The 18826-nt window shown below is 41.7% G+C and carries 19 protein-coding genes; 12 read left to right on the forward strand and 7 right to left on the reverse strand.

Annotated features, from left to right (window positions below):
• Positions 1-41 precede the first annotated feature (41 nt).
• The 8 genes from nifD (at position 42) to AL038_RS03785 (ending at position 7033) form a co-directional block, all read left to right on the forward strand.
• Entirely contained in the window at positions 42-1523 is a 1482-nt protein-coding gene (gene nifD / locus AL038_RS03750; RefSeq protein WP_062149237.1) for a nitrogenase molybdenum-iron protein alpha chain, read from the forward strand.
• A gap of 143 nt (positions 1524-1666) precedes the next feature.
• On the forward strand, positions 1667-3232 hold the full coding sequence (gene nifK, locus AL038_RS03755; RefSeq protein ID WP_201800126.1) for a nitrogenase molybdenum-iron protein subunit beta: 1566 nt from the start codon (positions 1667-1669) through the stop codon (positions 3230-3232).
• Positions 3233-3364: 132 nt separating this feature from the next.
• Entirely contained in the window at positions 3365-3589 is a 225-nt protein-coding gene (gene nifT / locus AL038_RS03760) for a putative nitrogen fixation protein NifT (RefSeq protein WP_062149242.1), read from the forward strand.
• Between the two features lie 204 nt (positions 3590-3793).
• Positions 3794-4513, forward strand: coding sequence for a dinitrogenase iron-molybdenum cofactor biosynthesis protein (locus AL038_RS03765; RefSeq protein WP_062149245.1), 720 nt, complete (start codon positions 3794-3796; stop codon positions 4511-4513).
• A gap of 3 nt (positions 4514-4516) precedes the next feature.
• A complete protein-coding gene (locus AL038_RS03770; protein ID WP_062149249.1) occupies positions 4517-4789 on the forward strand; it encodes a DUF6129 family protein in 273 nt (90 codons plus the stop codon).
• A 119-nt stretch (positions 4790-4908) separates the two neighbouring features.
• Positions 4909-5418 (forward strand): flavodoxin, encoded by a 510-nt coding sequence (locus AL038_RS03775; protein WP_062149252.1) that lies wholly within the window; start codon positions 4909-4911, stop codon positions 5416-5418.
• A 62-nt stretch (positions 5419-5480) separates the two neighbouring features.
• Complete coding sequence (locus AL038_RS03780) at positions 5481-6239, forward strand: 4Fe4S-binding leucine-rich repeat protein (RefSeq protein ID WP_062149255.1); 759 nt, start codon at positions 5481-5483, stop codon at positions 6237-6239.
• A 206-nt stretch (positions 6240-6445) separates the two neighbouring features.
• The gene (locus AL038_RS03785; RefSeq protein ID WP_066246089.1) at positions 6446-7033 is read left to right on the forward strand and encodes a YqeG family HAD IIIA-type phosphatase; all 588 of its coding nucleotides are present in this window, start codon (positions 6446-6448) and stop codon (positions 7031-7033) included.
• 81 nt (positions 7034-7114) lie between these two features.
• Here the strand turns inward: AL038_RS03785 and AL038_RS03790 are convergent, their stop codons facing one another.
• The 3 genes from AL038_RS03790 to AL038_RS03800 all read right to left on the reverse strand — a co-directional run bounded on the left by AL038_RS03790 (position 7115) and on the right by AL038_RS03800 (position 9521).
• Positions 7115-7582 carry a DUF4124 domain-containing protein gene (locus tag AL038_RS03790; protein WP_062149261.1) on the reverse strand — a complete coding sequence of 156 codons (468 nt, stop codon included), beginning with the start codon at positions 7580-7582 and terminating at the stop codon, positions 7115-7117.
• Between the two features lie 78 nt (positions 7583-7660).
• Complete coding sequence (locus AL038_RS03795) at positions 7661-8491, reverse strand: DUF2259 domain-containing protein (protein WP_062149263.1); 831 nt, start codon at positions 8489-8491, stop codon at positions 7661-7663.
• A gap of 61 nt (positions 8492-8552) precedes the next feature.
• Positions 8553-9521 (reverse strand): MBL fold metallo-hydrolase, encoded by a 969-nt coding sequence (locus tag AL038_RS03800; RefSeq protein ID WP_066246181.1) that lies wholly within the window; start codon positions 9519-9521, stop codon positions 8553-8555.
• Positions 9522-9830: 309 nt separating this feature from the next.
• On the opposite strand from AL038_RS03800, the gene rpoZ reads away from it, so the two are divergent.
• From rpoZ to pepP, 4 genes are all read left to right on the forward strand, one after another.
• Positions 9831-10070 (forward strand): DNA-directed RNA polymerase subunit omega, encoded by a 240-nt coding sequence (gene rpoZ, locus AL038_RS03805; protein ID WP_062149269.1) that lies wholly within the window; start codon positions 9831-9833, stop codon positions 10068-10070.
• A 24-nt stretch (positions 10071-10094) separates the two neighbouring features.
• Positions 10095-12314 (forward strand): RelA/SpoT family protein, encoded by a 2220-nt coding sequence (locus tag AL038_RS03810; RefSeq protein ID WP_062149272.1) that lies wholly within the window; start codon positions 10095-10097, stop codon positions 12312-12314.
• A 6-nt stretch (positions 12315-12320) separates the two neighbouring features.
• Positions 12321-12866 carry a UPF0149 family protein gene (locus AL038_RS03815; RefSeq protein ID WP_062149275.1) on the forward strand — a complete coding sequence of 182 codons (546 nt, stop codon included), beginning with the start codon at positions 12321-12323 and terminating at the stop codon, positions 12864-12866.
• A 234-nt stretch (positions 12867-13100) separates the two neighbouring features.
• The gene (pepP, locus tag AL038_RS03820; protein WP_062149278.1) at positions 13101-14411 is read left to right on the forward strand and encodes a Xaa-Pro aminopeptidase; all 1311 of its coding nucleotides are present in this window, start codon (positions 13101-13103) and stop codon (positions 14409-14411) included.
• A 148-nt stretch (positions 14412-14559) separates the two neighbouring features.
• Here the strand turns inward: pepP and AL038_RS18735 are convergent, their stop codons facing one another.
• From AL038_RS18735 to gltX, 4 genes are all read right to left on the reverse strand, one after another.
• Positions 14560-15036, reverse strand: coding sequence for a hypothetical protein (locus AL038_RS18735; RefSeq protein WP_272898036.1), 477 nt, complete (start codon positions 15034-15036; stop codon positions 14560-14562).
• Positions 15037-15076: 40 nt separating this feature from the next.
• Positions 15077-16480: an AMP-dependent synthetase/ligase gene (locus AL038_RS03825; RefSeq protein ID WP_201800127.1), complete on the reverse strand. Its 1404-nt coding sequence runs from the start codon at positions 16478-16480 to the stop codon at positions 15077-15079.
• A 267-nt stretch (positions 16481-16747) separates the two neighbouring features.
• The gene (locus tag AL038_RS03830) at positions 16748-16969 is read right to left on the reverse strand and encodes a DUF6812 domain-containing protein (protein WP_062149281.1); all 222 of its coding nucleotides are present in this window, start codon (positions 16967-16969) and stop codon (positions 16748-16750) included.
• Positions 16970-17026: 57 nt separating this feature from the next.
• Positions 17027-18424 carry a glutamate--tRNA ligase gene (gene gltX, locus AL038_RS03835; protein WP_062149284.1) on the reverse strand — a complete coding sequence of 466 codons (1398 nt, stop codon included), beginning with the start codon at positions 18422-18424 and terminating at the stop codon, positions 17027-17029.
• Positions 18425-18826: the final 402 nt, after the last annotated feature.

Raw genomic sequence — 18826 nt, forward strand, 5'->3', positions numbered from 1 at the left:
CGGTGCTACAGATTGGTGGTGGCGGGAATCAGGAGAAAGTCATGACAGTAATGACACGCGAAGAAACTGAAGCCCTTATTCAAGAGGTGTTAGAAGTTTATCCCGAAGACGCTAAGAAAGACCGTGCCAAACACTTAGCCGTTAACGACACCTCATTGGAAAAATCCAATAAATGTATCACCTCCAATAAAAAATCTTTACCTGGTGTCATGACCATTCGTGGCTGTGCCTACGCAGGTTCTAAAGGGGTGGTGTGGGGTCCGATTAAGGACATGATTCATATTTCTCACGGTCCCGTCGGCTGTGGTCAATATTCTCGTGCAGGTCGTCGTAACTACTACATTGGTACAACAGGTGTTAATACCTTCGTGACCATGAACTTTACTTCTGACTTCCAAGAGAAAGACATCGTTTTCGGTGGTGACAAAAAGTTAGACAAGTTAATCGACGAAATCGAAGTTTTATTCCCTTTAAACAAAGGCATCAGTGTTCAATCTGAATGTCCTATCGGTTTAATTGGTGACGACATTGAAGCCGTTTCCAAGAAGAAAGGCAAGCTGTATAACAAACCTGTTGTCCCTGTCCGTTGCGAAGGCTTCCGCGGTGTTTCTCAATCCTTAGGACACCACATTGCAAACGACGCAGTGCGTGATTGGGTATTACATCGTCGTGATGAAGACAACTCCTTCCAAAGCACCCCTTATGATGTCGCTGTTATTGGTGACTACAACATCGGTGGTGATGCTTGGGCATCTCGTACCCTGTTAGAAGAAATGGGCTTACGGGTTGTCGCACAATGGTCTGGTGACGGCTCCTTAGCAGAAATGGAATTAACCCCAAAGGTTAAGCTCAATCTGTTACATTGTTACCGCTCCATGAACTACATTTCTCGCCACATGGAAGAGAAGTATGGGATTCCATGGGTAGAGTATAACTTCTTCGGTCCTACCAAGATTGCTGAATCCTTACGTAAGATTGCGTCCTTCTTTGATGACAAGATCAAACAAGGTGCAGAGCGTGTTATCGCCCGCTATGAAGGCATGATGAAAGAAGTCATCGCTAAATACCGCCCCCGTTTAGAAGGCAAACGGGTGATGTTATATGTCGGTGGTTTACGTCCTCGTCACACCATCGGTGCGTATGAAGATTTAGGCATGGAAGTGGTTGGTGCAGGGTATGAATTCGCACACAATGACGACTATGACCGCACAATCAAGGAAATGGGCGATGCAACCCTGTTATATGATGACGTAACAGGCTTCGAGTTTGAAGAATTCGTCAAGAAAATCAAACCTGATTTAATCGGTTCTGGGATTAAAGAGAAATTCATTTTCCAAAAAATGGGTATTCCTTTCCGTCAAATGCACTCATGGGATTACTCTGGTCCTTACCATGGTTATGATGGTTTTGCCATTTTCGCCCGCGATATGGACATGACTCTCAATAATCCTTGTTGGAACAAATTACATGCGCCTTGGGCAAATGCTGTTGAAGCTGAGCAAAAAGTAGCAGTAAACGGTTAATCGTTTGGAAAACGGGTGGTGCAGTACTTACTGCACCCCATTTAAAGAAGTAAAGGGTAAGACTATTTTACCTTGGCAGTTTTACCCACCTGTTATCATTCAAGACCGTATCTACAGATTGGTAGTGCGGTGGAGCTTTAATCATGCAGAACGTTGAAAAAATCCAGCCCAGCTATCCTTTGTTCCGCGACGACGAGTATAAAGACAACCTCACGCGCAAAAAAACCTACGAAGAAGTTTACTCTCCCGAAAAAATTAAAGAAGTTTTCGAATGGACAACTTCTGAAGAGTACAAAGAACTCAACTTCAAACGTGAAGCTTTGACTGTCAACCCTGCCAAAGCCTGCCAACCCTTAGGTGCTGTTTTATGTGCGTTAGGCTTTGAAAAAACCCTGCCTTATGTACATGGTTCTCAAGGATGTGTTGCTTACTTCCGTACCTACTTCAACCGTCATTTCAGAGAGCCTGTTGCCTGTGTTTCTGACTCCATGACCGAAGATGCAGCTGTGTTCGGTGGTCAGAAGAATATGTTTGCTGGTTTAGAAAACGCGAAAGCATTGTACAAACCCGATATGATTGCAGTGTCCACAACCTGTATGGCTGAAGTCATCGGTGACGACCTCAACGCATTCATCAACAACGCGAAAAAAGACGGTCGTGTTCCTCAAGAATACCCTACTCCTTTTGCGCATACCCCCAGCTTTGTTGGCAGCCATGTAACTGGCTGGGACAACATGTTTGAAGGTATTGCTCGTTACTTCACCTTAAATTACATGGAAGGTAAAGTAGTTGGTAGCAACGGTAAATTAAACGTTGTCCCCGGTTTTGAAACCTACTTAGGTAATTACCGTGTTATTCACCGTATGTTGGACGAAATGGGTGTTAAACACACCATGTTATGTGATCCAACAGAAGTGTTAGATACCCCTGCTGATGGTCAATTCCGCATGTATTCTGGCGGTACCACCCAAGCAGAAATTAAAGATGCACCTAACGCCATCAATACCCTGTTATTACAACCTTGGCAGTTAGAAAAAACCAAGAAATATGTAGAAAACACTTGGCATCATGATATTCCTAAATTCAATATTCCTATGGGTTTAGAGTGGACAGATGATTTCTTGATGAAAATTTCTGAAGTCACAGGCAAGCCAGTTCCTGCTTCTTTAACTAAAGAACGTGGTCGCTTAGTTGACATGATGATGGATTCCCATACATGGTTACACGGCAAAAAATTCGCCATTTGGGGTGATCCAGACTTCACCTTAGGCTTGACCAAATTCTTATTAGAACTCGGTGCTGAACCTATCCATATTCTTTCCAACAACGCCAACAAGCGTTGGGCAAAAGCCACCCAAAAAGTGTTGGATGATTCTCCATACGGTAAAGACTGTGAAGTTCATATTGGTAAAGACTTATGGCACATGCGTTCCTTAGTATTCACCAAGAAACCAGACTTCATGATTGGTAACTCCTACGGCAAGTTCATTCAACGTGATACCCTCTTCAAGGGTAAAGAGTTTGAAGTTCCTCTAATCCGTATTGGCTTCCCCATTTTTGATCGTCATCACTTACATCGTATGACAACCATGGGTTATGAAGGCGCAATGTACATGTTGACAACCATTGTCAACGAAATCATGCACCGCCTTGATGAAGAAACCCGTGGTATGGGTACAACAGATTATAACTACGACTTAGTTCGTTAATCTGTAGGTAGCGCTTAAGGAAGGTGTGTTGATACACTATCAACACACCTTAATTTCATCTTATAACGTCAACACAAACGGCGTTTTCATATAATAATAAACCTACCCGACTAAGCTCATAAGGAAAATCCAATGCCCAGCGTAATGCTCAGAAAAAACCAAGATGGCAAAATTAGCTTTTATGTTGCTAAGAAAGACTTAGAAGAAACCATTGTAGAAATGGAATTTAATGGTCCTGAACAATGGGGCGGTGATGTCAGCCTAACTGACGGTTCACGCTATCACATTCCACCCATGTCTGAGTTGAAGTTACCTATCACGGTAAGAGCTAAACGCATTGATGCGGCTGATGACTAACCAATAGTTTATTTACCGTTTAAACAACAGATGGGGATAGATAGTTATTTAATGCCTGCATCGCCTGTCTGTCCTCTCAACGCAATATATAAAAGCGGTTAGACGTTAGTGATTCGCACGAGAGTTTATGTTGTGCGAGTGAAGATGAATCTAATTGCTCGCGTGTCTGTCCCATAGAAACTGTATTCGCCCAATGGTGACTATATGAACACTCAAACCGATAATTCCTCTCCTATTACGCGTGAGATTGCCTTAAAAATTGGCCTGGCTGCACGTGCGTTGCCTGATACTGACCCACGTCGTTTAATGGCCGTCCTTATTTCCTGTATTGGTTTACCCATCACCGAAGAAAAATTAGCCACGTTGAAAGTCAAAGACTTAAAAGCAGCGGCTGATGGTGAATTGAGTGAAATGAATCAAGACGCACTTAAAAATGCAGTTCAGATTCTCAAAGGTGAAACAGGTGAGCCTAAAAACGAATTACCCACCGTCCAAGCCTACCAAGAAGGTGACATGCCTAATTCCATTCGTGTTGCCTGTGCTTCCAACACAGGTGAAACACTAGACGGACATTTTGGGTCTTGTAACCGCTTCCTTATTTACCAAGTTTCTAAAGATGAAATCCGTCTAGTTGACCTACGTTCAACAACCCCAACAGAAGAAGTTGACGACAAAAATGCGTTTCGTGCAGAGTTAATCAGTGATTGCCACGTTATGTATGTTGCCTCTATTGGCGGCCCTGCTGCAGCTAAAGTTGTGAAAGCGGGTATTCATCCTATCAAAGCACCTGAGGGTGGTGATATATTAACCGCCCTGCATGAACTCAAAGTTGTTCTTGCTAGCGCACCCCCTCCTTGGTTAGCCAAAGTGATGGGTGTATCCCCAGAAGAACGTAAGCGTTTTATGCTGGAGTTAGAGGAATAATTCATGCTTACCGTCGACATTGCAGAACAAATTGCCCTCCAAGTAGAATTACAAGGACTGGATGAGGCAACCATCACGACATTACGTCAAAGCTATCCACACCTGCACTTTACTTACTGTATGGACGACGATATCAATACACCTAAGCCTGTTTTAGAACGGCAAGGTTTTAATGTTTATCTGATTGATGGTCGTGAGCATTGCTTAAAACTAACCAGTCATTTTGAAACGGCAACAGGACTGGTCTTAGCGGAAGTAGTTGCAGACGATAAGTAGCTATCAAATGGTTTCAAAAAGTAAAAAACAAATCAACCCAAGCTAAAGTGGCGTAACGTCAGAGATGCGCAACCGTTAAAAACTGACAGCAATACTTAATTTACAATGGAGAAAAACAAATGGGAACAATTGGCCTTTTTTACGGCACTGACACAGGTAATACACGGAAAGTTGCAAAAATCATTGCCAAAAAATTTGGTGAAGGGGTTGTTGATATTCACAACGTTGCTAAAGCAACTGCCGAAGACCTTGCCAAATACAATTCCCTTATTTTAGGCACCCCAACACTGGGCGATGGCGAATTAGAACCCACTTGGGAAGAATTTTTACCCAAATTAGATGATGTGGATTTATCAGGTAAAGTTGTTGCTGTGTATGGTTTAGGCGACCAAGATGGCTATGGTCATGAATTCGTTGATGCCATGATTGTTCTGTATAAAAAGGCAAAAGAACGCGGCGCGAAATTGGTTGGTAGCTGGTCAACGGATGGTTACGATTTCACCAAGTCTAAATCCGTTATTAATGATGAGTTTGTTGGACTTGCCCTTGACCAAGACAATCAAGCGGATATGAGTGATGAGCGTATAACAGAATGGGTTGATAAAATCCGTGCTGATTTAGGTGCTTAATTTTTTTAGCGATTTATAAAGGTGCTTAAGATAATGACTTATGCACCTTTAGCCTTATGACAATGACACAATCTAATAGTCTCCCTGAACCAGATCAAACTCCTCGCGCCGATTGTCGATCCTGTAATCATCAAACACGATTGGAAATAGGCAAATGCAAAGCAGGTGATGCCTGTGTCAAAGTGAAAAGTGGTCGCCAAATTGATCGTTTCTTTCGGGCTAATCCTGATTTAGCCATTGATTACATGAATGACCCTTTTTGGGAAACTCGCGCAATTATCGTCCGTTATATCCCCCAAGCCCGTATAAAAGAACTTATCAATGATAAGGACGAAACGGTACGTCGTGCAGTTGCTGCGCGTATTCCTATCGAAGATGGATTAGAACAACTGATGCACGATCCCGATAGAGAAGTTCGTATTACCGTTGCTGACCGCCTCCCTGCTGATAAAATTGAAGCACTGGCAACAGACCCTGATTATATGGTGCGGGTGTATGTTGTACGTCGTTTGCCTGTTGGTCGCTTGTTTCGCATGATGTACGACAAAGATAGATTAGTTCGTCAAGCCGTTGTAGAGCGTTTACCAACCGTAACATTAGAACTAATGGCAGATGATCCTGAAGTTGAAGTCCGGCGTATTGTTGCAGAACGTATAGATACAGAATCCGCAGAATTGCTTTTTACTGACCCTGATTGGACCGTGCGTTATTTAGCGGTACAGCGCGCCCCCTTATCTGTTGTGCATAAAATGTTAAATGATGTAGAACCTGATGTTGTTGAAGCGGCAAAAACCCGTTTAAAACAAGTAGATAATGTATAGTTTTTACGTGAGTTTCTTGATATAACTGATTGGTAAACAAGGTTTATTATAGATTTTCTGTTCTCACTGGATAACAGGTAATTTCGTTAATACGATATAAATGGAATGTAGATTTTTATCTACACTTAACTAAAACTAGCGGTTAAGATAGATGCTCATCGTGCGAGTTTCGCCTCTCCATTTTCGTTATAACACTGTTATTTGCCATGCACTTTTTAAAACGAGTTCACTACAGTTTTGCGATGTTGCGTCACTACCGCCACGCACTCGCCCATATTAATACCCCCCAACATAGTATTAAACGTGTAACGGATATATCCCCTGTAGGATTACGTGAAAGTGGGATTACTGTTTTAGTATTGGATTTTGATGGTGTATTAGCCTCGCATGGTGAGAAACACCCATTGCGAGAGTTAACACATTGGTTAGATGAATGCGTTACTGTGTTTGGTGCAGAACGGGTTTTTATCTTATCCAATAAACCACTACCGAGCAGAATTGCTTATTTTCAACAGCATCATGTGGGGGTACGTTGTATTAAGGAAGTACGAAAAAAACCCTATCCTGATGGATTAGAAACGATTATTAAGCTAACGGGTGAACCTGCAACACAGATTATGTTGGTTGATGACCGATTGCTAACAGGGGCTTTAGCAGGCTGTATTGCACAAGTACAAGTTACTTATATTTCTAAGCCTTACATTAATTTATCAAAACGTCCTGTACAAGAGTTGTTTTTCCTCAGCTTGCGAGTGGCTGAACGACGGTTGATTAAATGGTTTAGTCAATTTTAAAACAATGCGTTATTATTGTTATACGACTCCAAAAAAACGCACCGAAGTGCGTTCTTTCTATCATTATCTACTAAAATCCCATTATTTATTTTGCGTTGCTGGCGCGCTGTCCTTGCAATACGCATCAATAAAAGCCTGTGCTTCAGCCGTTCTTTGCTTACGTGCATCGTCGCTCATAGGAACAAACTCTTTAGGATTGTCTGCTTTAGGAATCACTAAGCTGCCCTTAGCCGTCAACTGTTGCAACATAGAATTGGCCTGCTGACATTTTTCCTCTTTTTCAGCCTTAATTTTTGCGGCAGGGTCATTACCAGCAGGGTGTTTAGCGGCTTCTTCAACAGGTGGTTCTGCGGGCTTCTCTTCAGGCTTCGGTGCTGCAACGGTTGCGGGTGGCGTTGCAATATTTTTAGTCTCTGCATCCGTGCCTTCAGGCGGGGGGGTTTGGCTAAATTGGGTATTACCTTCTGCATCCACCCATTGATATAACTTACCTGCATAAACGGGCAGACTTAATACGCTGACCAAACCAATAACCCATAAACTTTTCATACTTAACTCCTTGATAATAAATAGTGAGTAGCTTGCTCACTTTTTTCTCTGTACTTAATGACCTATGTCATTCTGTTTCTAACCTTGTACATCACGAAATTTACCCGTTACAACAATATAACGCATGTTTTGCCCTTCAAACCCCGGTGAAAATATATTTAAGAAAACAGCAATATATTCACCATTATAGATATAAACATCTTGAATTCTATACGCTAATGGGCAACCACGAGTGTCTGGAATTTTTTGGTCTGCCTGTAATGTGGTGACTGTTGTCTCGTTGTTTTCTATAACGGGTTTATCGCTTGTTGTGGTCTCTGGTGTTGTACTTATTGTTGGAGCTTCTGCGAGCGATTCTAAAGGTTTCATTTCCGTTATGGTCGTTGGTAACGGTGTCGGTTGTATTGTCAACTTGAACTGTTTTGCCTCCCCAAAACCAAAACACTCCGCTTTTCCTGCTTGCTCTTCTAAGGTTAAGGAAAAAGACTCATATAACATGCCAGCCAACGGCGTACCCAGTGCAAAAGTGACTTTATGTGGATCAACGCCTAAATCACTGAGCGGGTGAGAAATCACATGAGTTCCTTGATTATCCTCAGTAATGGAGAGTTCTTTTAGCTTGGCTTTGGCTTTCGCTAAATTGTCCGCTCGTAGTTGAGAGAGTGCAGCGGGGTCAGTCGCGTCGGGCTGTCCTTCTTGCACGAAGGGTTTAGCAACATAGTCATTTTTTGCGACATCAACAGGATAGATGGATGAATAAGCGGCTCCATTACCATCGGTTACGCCATATTGTTCAAATGCTAAGTATTTACCATCTTTGGAGAACCCTAAAAAGTGTAAGGTTGCCGCATCCCCTGCCCAGAGTGATAAGGGGAAAATACATAGAAAGAGCGCGATACATTTTTTCATAGGAATATTCTCTTAATTGTTAGTAACATTGCTTAATTAGCGTTAAATATTAGCGAATTGATTAAAATTCAATCTTTTGTCCTTGTTCAGCGAGAATAAATCTAATACCTAAATGATTTGCCGCGCTTAATTGGGCGCGTATTGTTTCACGTATGTTCACTTGTGCCTCTAAAACAGGTTTGATATGAGTGATTATAACGGTTATCTCTCGTAAGGCATTTTCAGTATGTTCGCTATCAACCTGTTGGGCTAAATTGGTGAGTGTATCGATAACCAATTGTGGCGTGAGATGTCCATAAAGCTGTTTGCTAGGACGTTCATTAGAATAAGCGGATTCAATAAATAATCCTTTGAGTTGCTGGCTTTTAATCAGAGGCGCAATTTTTATCCAGAGTTGTTGCAATGTTGTCGTGTTTTCGACACTATCTGCGCCAGTATCGCCTAAATAAAGTGCGTAAAAACCACCAGACTCAATGAGAAATGCGGTAGAAGCATAATTATTTCCATGACTTAGTGGGAAAGCAGTAACGTGCATTCCTGTTTGTGGAATGGTAACCGCTTCTTGAGTGGGTAAATCAATATAGTGATATTTTTTTAACAAGGGTTGAACGCCTACATCACCAAAGTTTGGAAAGATTCGCCAATTAAATAAATGATTTTGTATATCCGCTAATACAGCAGGTAACCCCATAATAGGTTTACTGATATCGTCAGTTGCATTAATCACTAAACCCGCAACATGGTCTAAGTGAGCGTGAGAAATAAGATAGGCTTTAATATGAGAACGCAAAACATCTCCTACGACATTTTGATTATTTTCAGGTGCTATCTTGGCAAAACTCCCCGCTTGTTGAGCCACTAACAAACCCGAATAAACAGTTCCCGCATCTAAACAAATAAAGTCCGTTGAATCCTGTGGGGCAAGTAAATAAGCAGATAAATTTCCCTCCTCTAACCCGCCTGCAACGCCTAACGGAATAGTTACCCAATGGGGTTGACTTGTTTCCTGCGGGTTAGCATGGCCGCTCATGCTCCATAAAAAGCAACTTAACATAATTACTTTTTTGAAAAAACATAGATTTTTTTGCATAGTATTTATGGTAAACACCTTACGCTCCTGATAGATGGTTTATCCTTGCTAATAACGAGTTAAAAATTAACGCATCTCACGAGATGACAAAAATATGTTGTATTTATGACAATCCCCCTACATAACATACTTGGCAGAAGTATGATTATTAAGTTAGACTTGATAAAAATGCTTACATCGCACTGCAATAAAAGCATTTTGTCAACATCTTAATATAATGATAAATTAAATTTAGAGGGAATTTTCATAATGGCTCGCTTAACAGTAGATGATTGTTTAAAACTTGTAGATAACCGCTTCTCCCTAGTGCTATTAGCGAGTAAACGCTCGCGTCAAATCGCATTGGGTGCAACCCCCCTTGTTCCCGCAGGCAAGCATAAACCAACGGTTGTTGCGTTACGCGAAATTGCAGAAGGCAAAATCTCACGGGATAACGTTGAAGAACTGAACAAAGGGATTCGTGACGTTCGCAAGGATGATATGGCGTAAGCCAATATGTCGGATGTCAATACTATGTCTGCGCCGTGTAGTTTTATTAATCGCATTCTAATCAGTGATATATGCACACTGATTGAACCCTACCTAGACCCGCTACAAGTCAGAGAAGTTTATCACGCTTACTTATTTGCTGCGGAAGCCCATGAAGGTCAAATTCGCCAATCGGGAGAAGCCTATATTTTCCACCCGTTGGCAGTCGCTTATATCTTGGCAAAATTGCGGATGGATTACCAAACGCTTTGCGCCGCCCTTTTACATGATGTTGTTGAAGATACACCACTCACTAAAGCGGATATTACGGAAACGTTTAGTGAAACGGTTGCAGACTTAGTGGACGGTGTAACCAAACTTACCCGTATGCCCGTCGATAGTCGAGAACAAGCACAAGCGGCTAGTTTTCAAAAAATGATTATTGCCATGAATCATGATTTACGGGTAATTATCATCAAGCTCGCCGATCGTTTGCACAATATGCGCACCATCAGTGCGATGAAAAAACGAACATCACAAATGCGCATTGCCAGAGAAACACTGGAAATTTACGCACCAATAGCTCGTCGCTTGGGCATGGATTCCCTTTACCGAGAGTTACAAGATTTAAGTTTTTCCGCGCTCTATCCCTATCGCTATCGTACCCTAATGCACCACTTGGATAAACTCTGTACAAAGCGCGGAGAACTCATGCGTAGCATTCAAACAGCGATGGAACAAGGATTTAGTCGACAAGAATTACCCGCAAAAGCCTATATTCGTGAACGGCATTATTACAGTATCTATCAACGAATGAAGGCACGTAAAGCCTCAGATATTAAAGATAATCGGCGTAAAACCTTTTTACAAGTCACCAATGTTGCAACCTTTCGTATTATCACTGACAACGTTGATAGTTGCTATCGAGCATTAGGCGTAACACATGGTTTATATAAACCGATAGAAGAAAAATTTCGGGATTATATCGCCGTTCCTAAAATCAACGGTTACCAATCCATTCACACAACCCAAATGGGCCCGCAAGGTATTCCCATCTGCGTACAAATTCGTACAACTGATATGCACGAAATTGGCGAGCGGGGAATCAGTGCCTTTGGTTTATACAAATTGGGCGATAATCCTGACCATCTTCACGACTGTCGTCAAGTTGTCCGCCAACAAGCCAATAACTGGTTACGCAGTTTGGTGGACATGCAAAAAAATGCAACCGACTCTATGGAGTTTTTAGAACACTTCAAAATGGATTTATTTCCAAATGAAGTTTACGTCTTCACGCCCAAAGGAAAAATTCTGCAACTACCTAGCGGCGCGACGGCCATAGATTTTGCCTATGCCGTTCATAGTAATATTGGCGATAAATGTATTGCTGTGAAGGTTGATGGACAATATGCCTCCCTCTATGCCCCACTTATCAGTGGACAAACCGTAGATATTTTGACGGGAGAATGGGCGCGTCCAAGTCCGACATGGCTTAACTTTGTAGTAACAGGACGTGCAATTGCTAGAATCCGTCGCTATCTGAAAAAGATGCAACATGAAGAAGCGACACTTATCGGTAAACGGATGCTAGATGCCGACTTAGCAAGCTACCAACTCAGTGTTGATACCCTTAACCCCGAACAACAGCAACATCTCCTCAGCAAATTTAAGTTTGACACGATAGATACATTATTAACCGAAATTGGTTTTGGTAATCTCATGTCCCTTATTGTTGCCCGTCAGTTTGACCCCGCAGCAACTAAAGAACCTTCTTCAAAAGTGTTACCACTCAGTCAAGAAGAACATGTAGAAGGCAGTAACCGCCCACTTATTATCAAAGGCACAGAAGGCGTTATCATGACATTTGCCCGCTGCTGCCGTCCGATACCGGGTGATGAAATTACAGGTTTTGTCAGCGTTGGTAAAGGGATTACCATTCACACAAAATCCTGTAAAAACATTGCCGAATATAAACATCAATACGAAAAATGGTTAGCTGTTGAATGGGATACAGAAACCGAAGGCATATTTTCCGTTGATATCCGCCTTGATGTACCAAACCGCCCCGGCGTGTTAGCGGCTATCTCTAACACCCTTTACAAACTAGATGTCAATATAGACCAAATGACCAGCGAACCCCGCGACGGCTTGAGCAGCATCATGAAATTAACCATACTTGTTCGTAACCGTGACCATCTCGCCTCCATCATGCGTCAGCTTCGACACCTAGATGTGGTTACTCGTGTACAACGTATTCGCGGATAACCAGCCATGAAACAGAACTTATATCAACCATTAAATCAATCGCTACAACATGCTGGCGCACTAATGGATATTGCTGAAGCACATGGCATACTCACAAGTATGCTCTGTGCTGCCCCCCATTTAAGCCATGATATTTGGCTAAAACATATCCTAGGGGAAACCGCAGGACGGGACCTTTTAGCGGATGAATCAAGACAACAACTGATAGCCCTACACGAATACACCCAACATCAACTAGCCTCCAACCATTTTGAATTTACCCCCTTATTACCCAGTGATGATGAACCCCTGTACTTACGGACACAATCTTTAGGCGGCTGGTGTGAAGGCTTTGTTTTTGGATTAGGACTGGCAGGCATTAAAAGTATGCAACAACTAACAGAAGAAATTCAAGAATTTATCCGTGACGTTGTCAACATATCCCATCTTGCGCCCATTGCAGAAAACACCGAAGAAGATGAAGTAGCTTATGCTGAACTCATTGAATATATTCGTGTTGGTGTATCAACATTCTATGAAGCCATTGAAGAAACAACCGCCACAGAAAACTGATTTTCTGTGCTAATAGCAGACTTTTTGCAACCGTATAAAGCAAAGATAAACAACGAATGCCATTGCATAAAGCAATGGTATCCACCCGCTTGTCTTTACAAGTGTTTTACTGCAAGCTAAAAAATATTTCCAACCCTTTTTTAAAATTTTAAAGGGTGAATCAATCCCTTCTCAAATTCTGACAACAAGATTTGAAGGTAATCCCGTCCACTCGATTTAATAATATAACCCAATATGGATAAACAAGAATTTGCTCGCCGTCGTCAAGCCCTTATGAATCTGATGAGCAAGGGCAGTATTGCACTACTTCCTACCGCCCTTGAGCAGATTCGTAACCGCGATGTCCATTTTCCCTATCGCCCAGACAGCAACTTTTATTACCTCACTGGATTTACCGAACCTGACGCACTATTAGTGCTAATTCCTGAACGTAAACAAGGGCAATATCTCCTTTTTTGTCGTGAACGTGACCCAGAAAAAGAAACATGGAACGGACGACGCGCAGGGCTTGAAGGTGCGTGCGAACACTACGGTGCAGACGATGCGTTTCCTATCACCGATATAGATGACATCATTCCCGGACTGCTCGAAAGTTGCAAACGGGTTTATTATCCAATGGGTTGCTATCTTGAATTTGATGAAAAAGTTCTTGGTTGGATAAACCAACTTCGTGACAAATCCCGTACAGGAGTAAATGCACCGCGTGAAATGGTCGCGCTTGACCATATTCTGCACGAAATGCGTTTATACAAAAGCCCTGTGGAATTGCAAGCCATGCAAACCGCCGCTGATATTGCCAGTCGCGCCCATATCCGTGCGATGCAATGCACTCGAGCAGGTTTATATGAATATGAAATAGAAGCCGAATTACAACATGAGTTTCGGCGTAGTGGTAGCAGTTCTCCTGCTTATCCGTCAATTGTTGGGACTGGGGAAAACAGTTGCATTCTGCACTACACAGAAAATACCTCTATTTTAAAAGAAGGCGATTTACTCCTTATCGATGCAGGTGCTGAATATGATTATTACGCCTCTGATATTACTCGTACTTTTCCTGTTAATGGCAAATTTACCGACGCACAAAAAGCCATTTATGAATTGGTTTTAAAAGCCCAATATGCCGCCATAGAACAAGCCCGCCCAAATAATAACTGGGAAGCCCCCCATGAGGCAGCCGTTAAGGTTATTGCGACAGGATTAGTTGAATTAGGCCTACTGAAAGGGACAGCCGAAGAGCAGATTAAATCCGAAGGTTATAAACGCTTTTTTATGCACCGTACAGGACATTGGATAGGCATGGACGTACACGATGTTGGTGATTATAAAACAGATGAACTGTGGCGACGCTTAGAACCCGGTATGACCTTAACCGTTGAACCCGGTATTTATATCCCTGTTAGTGATGATGTTGACCCAAAATGGTGGAATATCGGCATTCGTATTGAGGATGATGTCTTGATTACAGCAGAGGGCCATCTCGTCCTAACCGCAAAAACACCCAAAACAGTGGCAGAAATTGAAGCCTTAGTCGGAACGGGCGCATAATTATCTGCGTCAGAATTTTCAGGATTATTCGCTATAACATATTATTTTGCCTACGATTAAATCCTGAAAACGCTGATTCGGATAATTTTTGAGACGGATAACACCGCTTCAAGCGGTGGTCTTTGCATCATTTACATCGGCAAGTTGTTTATTCTTCTTTTGCAAATAGTTGTTGAATCTCTGCTTGGTATTTAGCCGTAATGACATGTCGTTTCAATTTAAATAAATTGGTTAGTTCGTCGCCTACTTCAAAAGGTTTATTTAACACCTTAATAGCATGAATCAATTCAAAGGCTTTAAAGCCTTGTTTAGTAGAGATAATAGACTTAACCACCTGTTCTAGTTGGTCACGTACATTGTCTAATTGGCTTAATTCGGCAACACTTTCCGCAGTAATACCCAGTTTTTTAAACCCTTCTATTGCAGGGACTAGCAACACACCCAACGCTTTCTGGTCTTGTCCAACTAACATACATTGTTCAATCAATTCAGACTGACATAAACGGGTTTCTAAAGGAACAGGTTCAACATTTTCGCCACCCAGTAAAACGATAGTGTCTTTAGAGCGTCCGGTGATTTTTAAACAATCGTTAAAGGTAAAAACGCCCAAATCGCCCGTATTCAACCAACCATCGTTAAAGGCTTTAGCCGTTGCTTCCTCATTTTTATAGTAACAGTGGCATTACCTGCTTGCCTTTTACATGAATTTCGCCTTGTAGCCCGCGTCCTTCACCTTTTTTATGCGGGTTTGGATAGAGAATTTCATTCGTGTTAATGTCCACAATACGAATATTTGCAATGGGAAATAAAATTCCAACCGTACCAATTACGCGCTGTTCAAAAGTACGAACCGACAGCACCATTCCTTCAGTTAAGCCATAACCTTCCAAAATAGGAATGCCAATAAAATTAAAAAACTCATCAATATGACGCGGTAACGCCCCGCCACCTGATACTGTGCCACGAAGACAACCACCTGTTACTGCACGTAATTTTTTAAGCACGATGGTATCTAACAGATGATAAGGTAAAAATAGAACGGCCCAGCGTAACAGATTAAAGAGGGCTAAACCCGCAGATTCTATAAAAGTTCTACCGGTCATATCCAGTTGATTACCTTTTAAAAAATCATCGGCTAAATGAAATTGATGTGCGCAAGCATAGGCCATATTAAACAATGTTTTACGAACAGGGCTGGCTGTTTTGACCGTTGCTAAAATGCGTTGATAAATACTTTCCCATAAACGCGGTGCGGATGCCATTATCGTGGGGCGAACCGTTTTTAGGTCATCAGCTAATTGACGAACATTGGTGTAATAAGTTGGCGCACCATAATAAACACTAACTAATTCAATCACTCGTTCAAAAATATGCCAAACAGGGAGAATAGAGAGAAAACGGTCATCAGGGCTGACTTTAATCGGTAAATCTTGCACCCGCGATATTTGAGCTATCATGTTGGAATGAGGCAGCATGACACCTTTTGGTGTGCCTGTTGTGCCTGATGTATAAATTAAAGTAAATAAATCCGTTGGTAAAATGCCTGCAATACGTTCTTCTACTTGTTTGTCACCCGCTAAACGGGATTGTTTACCTTGTTCTAACAAATCATAGAGGGAATAAATATGGCTATCTGTTCCTGTATAGTCTTTATTATCCATCAGAATAATTGTCTTTAAAAAAGGCAAATTAGCTTGTTGTACTTTTTTAAGAAGCGCGACATTTTCAATAAACGTAACTTCTACTTCGGCATGGGTAAGAATGTAAGCAATATCAGCCTCGCTAACATCGCTACCACGTGGAACATCGGCAGCACCACATAGTTGCACGGCATAATCAGCCAGCATCCATTCAAGGCGATTATCCGCAAGTAAACCGACATGACTACGGGGTTGCACGCCTAAACTAATTAAACCTGTCGCAAGATTTAACCCTGATTCATACATTTCCTGAAAACTCACACTGTTCCAAACTTTGTTTTGTTTGTGTACAAAGGCAGGACGATGACCATATTGTTGCGCCGCAGAGCGGTACAGTTCGGCAAGATTGGCTGCTTTTAAAAGTGGCATAGTTTTTTTTGGAGAAGTGAGGGAGTGGATGTAAAGATAAGAATAAGGGCGGATGTCAATGATGTGTATAGGGGTAAAAAAATATCATTTGATGTTTACGAGCATAAACCCTTTGCGAAGGTAGCACGGCTAACACCGCTATAAGTGATGTTATCCGTCCTTTTACACACAAAATTAAAATCTGTCTGCATCAGAGTTTTTAGGCATAAAACTTTAGATAATCAGCTTTTATGGCTACAAATTTGCGCCTACAAATACGTAATAATGCTAGTCGACTTTCAACTCGTCTAATTCTATTGCTTGGATGATATGTCGTTTGTTAATGATATGGGCTTTCTCATCGTAATCTGTCAGAACAATAAAATCTTTTGCATTATTTAACACGTCTGACAAGCGTGTATTCCGTTCGATAAGCAACATCCCTTTTAACAAAGTCCCATCTGGAATTTGGATGAGTACATGAATTGTTCTACGGGTGAGTGTATCCATAATGCGTGTTCCTACAGTGTAATCTGTAACAGAGGAATGATGTTACAGTTTTTTGTTCTAGGGTATGAAAGTAATGGCTTGTTGTAGCCGTTTTAACGTTCTTTCTTGTCCAATGAGTTCCACCGTCACATCAATAGAAGGTGACATAGTGCTACCTGTTACCGCAACCCGCAAAGGTTGTGCCACCTTACCAAGTTTTAAACCCAGTTGCTCCGCAACCTGATGAATAGCTGCATGTATTGGCTCTGCCTGCCAAGTTGTGAGCATGGCTAATTGGTCATGTAATGTATTTAAGGTGATTTTCGTATCGGGCGTTAAATGTTTTTGTACGGCGGGCATGTCATATTCTACTAACTCAACATAGAACATGCGGCTACTTTCTGCCATTTCGCGTAAGGTTTTTGCCCGCTCGGCTAACGCAGTAACGACACGCGGCAAAGCAACCCCATTTTGTGGGTCTATGCCCAATAGCTGAAATTGATGTACTAAATGTTCGGCAATTTTTTCAGGGTTGCCTGTTTTAATATAATGCTGATTTAGCCATAACAATTTATCGGTATTAAAGGCAGATGGTGCGCCATTCACATTCTCGATTTTAAATAATGCCAACATCTCATCAATAGAAAATATTTCCTGATCACCATTAGCCCACCCTAAGCGGATAAGATAATTCAACAAAGCTTCTGGTAAATAACCCTCATCTTTGTAATTCATCACGCTGACCGCGCCATGACGTTTTGATAAGCGTTGTCCATCGTTACCAAGAATCATGGGGACATGGGCATAATGCGGGATTTGCGCACCTAATGACTGTAAAATATTAATTTGGCGCGGGGTATTATTCACATGGTCATCACCCCGAATCACATGGGTAATACCCATATCCCAATCATCCACCACCACACAGAAATTATATGTTGGTGTTCCATCCGCCCGCGCAATGACTAAATCATCTAATTCAGTATTGCTAACGGTGATTTTTCCTTTAATCATATCCTCGAATACCACATCGCCCGTTAATGGATTTTTAAAACGGACAACCGGTTGTACACCAGCAGGCGGCGTTTCTTGACGGTCGCGCCAATAGCCGTTATAACGTGGTTTTTCTTTCCGTGCGGTTTGTTCTATGCGCATTTGCTCTACTTCTTCTTTAGAGCAGTAGCAGTAATAGGCTTTACCATCAGCAAGTAATTGTTGAATCACTTGTTTATAACGGTCAAAACGATGTGTTTGATAGGGAATATCGCCATCGTGATTTAAACCACACCATGCCATTCCTTCTAAAATGACTTGTACGGCTTCTTCAGTGGAGCGTTCTCGGTCAGTGTCTTCAATTCTTAGCATAAACTCCCCGTGATGTTGACGGGCATAAAGCCAAGAATATAAAGCAGTGCGAACACCACCGACATGTAAATAACCGGTGGGGCTGGGGGCAAAACGTGTGCGAACGGTCATGATAGTATCTACTGGTTTTTTTGCGGTTATACCCAACACTACATCATTATTTCGTAGCGTTATAGGGTTATATGTTGATATTCTTCACATTGCAAAATATTATTGTCCAATGTATTTAGCATTTTTCTATGATATTCAAAGCATTTTGCAAATTAGGTTATTATATAATGCACTTTATTAAGCCGTTTTTTTATGTTCTTCATGAAGTATTTTAAAAACGTCAGTCGCATTAATTGTTCTTAGAAACGAAAAAACCTCCTTACGGAGGCCTTGCAGCAGTTTTTTCTGTTTGAATATATTAGCTTTTAACGCGGGGTGATTTTACCACCGCAAACTGCGGATTCAGTATAGGCATCCTCACGGATAAAATCAAATTTTTCTCTCTCTTTATCCGCTAGAAAC

Source organism: Beggiatoa leptomitoformis (genome assembly GCF_001305575.3).
Classification (GTDB): Bacteria; Pseudomonadota; Gammaproteobacteria; order Beggiatoales; family Beggiatoaceae; genus Beggiatoa; species Beggiatoa leptomitoformis.

Coding starts and splice junctions, on each gene's coding strand:
- AL038_RS03770 (WP_062149249.1), top strand. CDS start 4,517: ATGCTTACCGTCGACATTGCAGAACAAATTGCCCTCCAAGTAGAATTA.
- AL038_RS03785 (WP_066246089.1), top strand. CDS start 6,446: ATGCACTTTTTAAAACGAGTTCACTACAGTTTTGCGATGTTGCGTCAC.
- AL038_RS03810 (WP_062149272.1), top strand. CDS start 10,095: ATGTCTGCGCCGTGTAGTTTTATTAATCGCATTCTAATCAGTGATATA.
- AL038_RS03800 (WP_066246181.1), bottom strand. CDS start 9,521: ATGAGCGGCCATGCTAACCCGCAGGAAACAAGTCAACCCCATTGGGTA.
- nifK (WP_201800126.1), top strand. CDS start 1,667: ATGCAGAACGTTGAAAAAATCCAGCCCAGCTATCCTTTGTTCCGCGAC.
- AL038_RS03790 (WP_062149261.1), bottom strand. CDS start 7,582: ATGAAAAGTTTATGGGTTATTGGTTTGGTCAGCGTATTAAGTCTGCCC.
- nifD (WP_062149237.1), top strand. CDS start 42: ATGACAGTAATGACACGCGAAGAAACTGAAGCCCTTATTCAAGAGGTG.
- gltX (WP_062149284.1), bottom strand. CDS start 18,424: ATGACCGTTCGCACACGTTTTGCCCCCAGCCCCACCGGTTATTTACAT.
- AL038_RS03825 (WP_201800127.1), bottom strand. CDS start 16,480: ATGCCACTTTTAAAAGCAGCCAATCTTGCCGAACTGTACCGCTCTGCG.
- rpoZ (WP_062149269.1), top strand. CDS start 9,831: ATGGCTCGCTTAACAGTAGATGATTGTTTAAAACTTGTAGATAACCGC.
- pepP (WP_062149278.1), top strand. CDS start 13,101: ATGGATAAACAAGAATTTGCTCGCCGTCGTCAAGCCCTTATGAATCTG.
- nifT (WP_062149242.1), top strand. CDS start 3,365: ATGCCCAGCGTAATGCTCAGAAAAAACCAAGATGGCAAAATTAGCTTT.
- AL038_RS03830 (WP_062149281.1), bottom strand. CDS start 16,969: ATGGATACACTCACCCGTAGAACAATTCATGTACTCATCCAAATTCCA.
- AL038_RS03775 (WP_062149252.1), top strand. CDS start 4,909: ATGGGAACAATTGGCCTTTTTTACGGCACTGACACAGGTAATACACGG.
- AL038_RS03815 (WP_062149275.1), top strand. CDS start 12,321: ATGAAACAGAACTTATATCAACCATTAAATCAATCGCTACAACATGCT.
- AL038_RS03780 (WP_062149255.1), top strand. CDS start 5,481: ATGACACAATCTAATAGTCTCCCTGAACCAGATCAAACTCCTCGCGCC.
- AL038_RS03765 (WP_062149245.1), top strand. CDS start 3,794: ATGAACACTCAAACCGATAATTCCTCTCCTATTACGCGTGAGATTGCC.
- AL038_RS03795 (WP_062149263.1), bottom strand. CDS start 8,491: ATGAAAAAATGTATCGCGCTCTTTCTATGTATTTTCCCCTTATCACTC.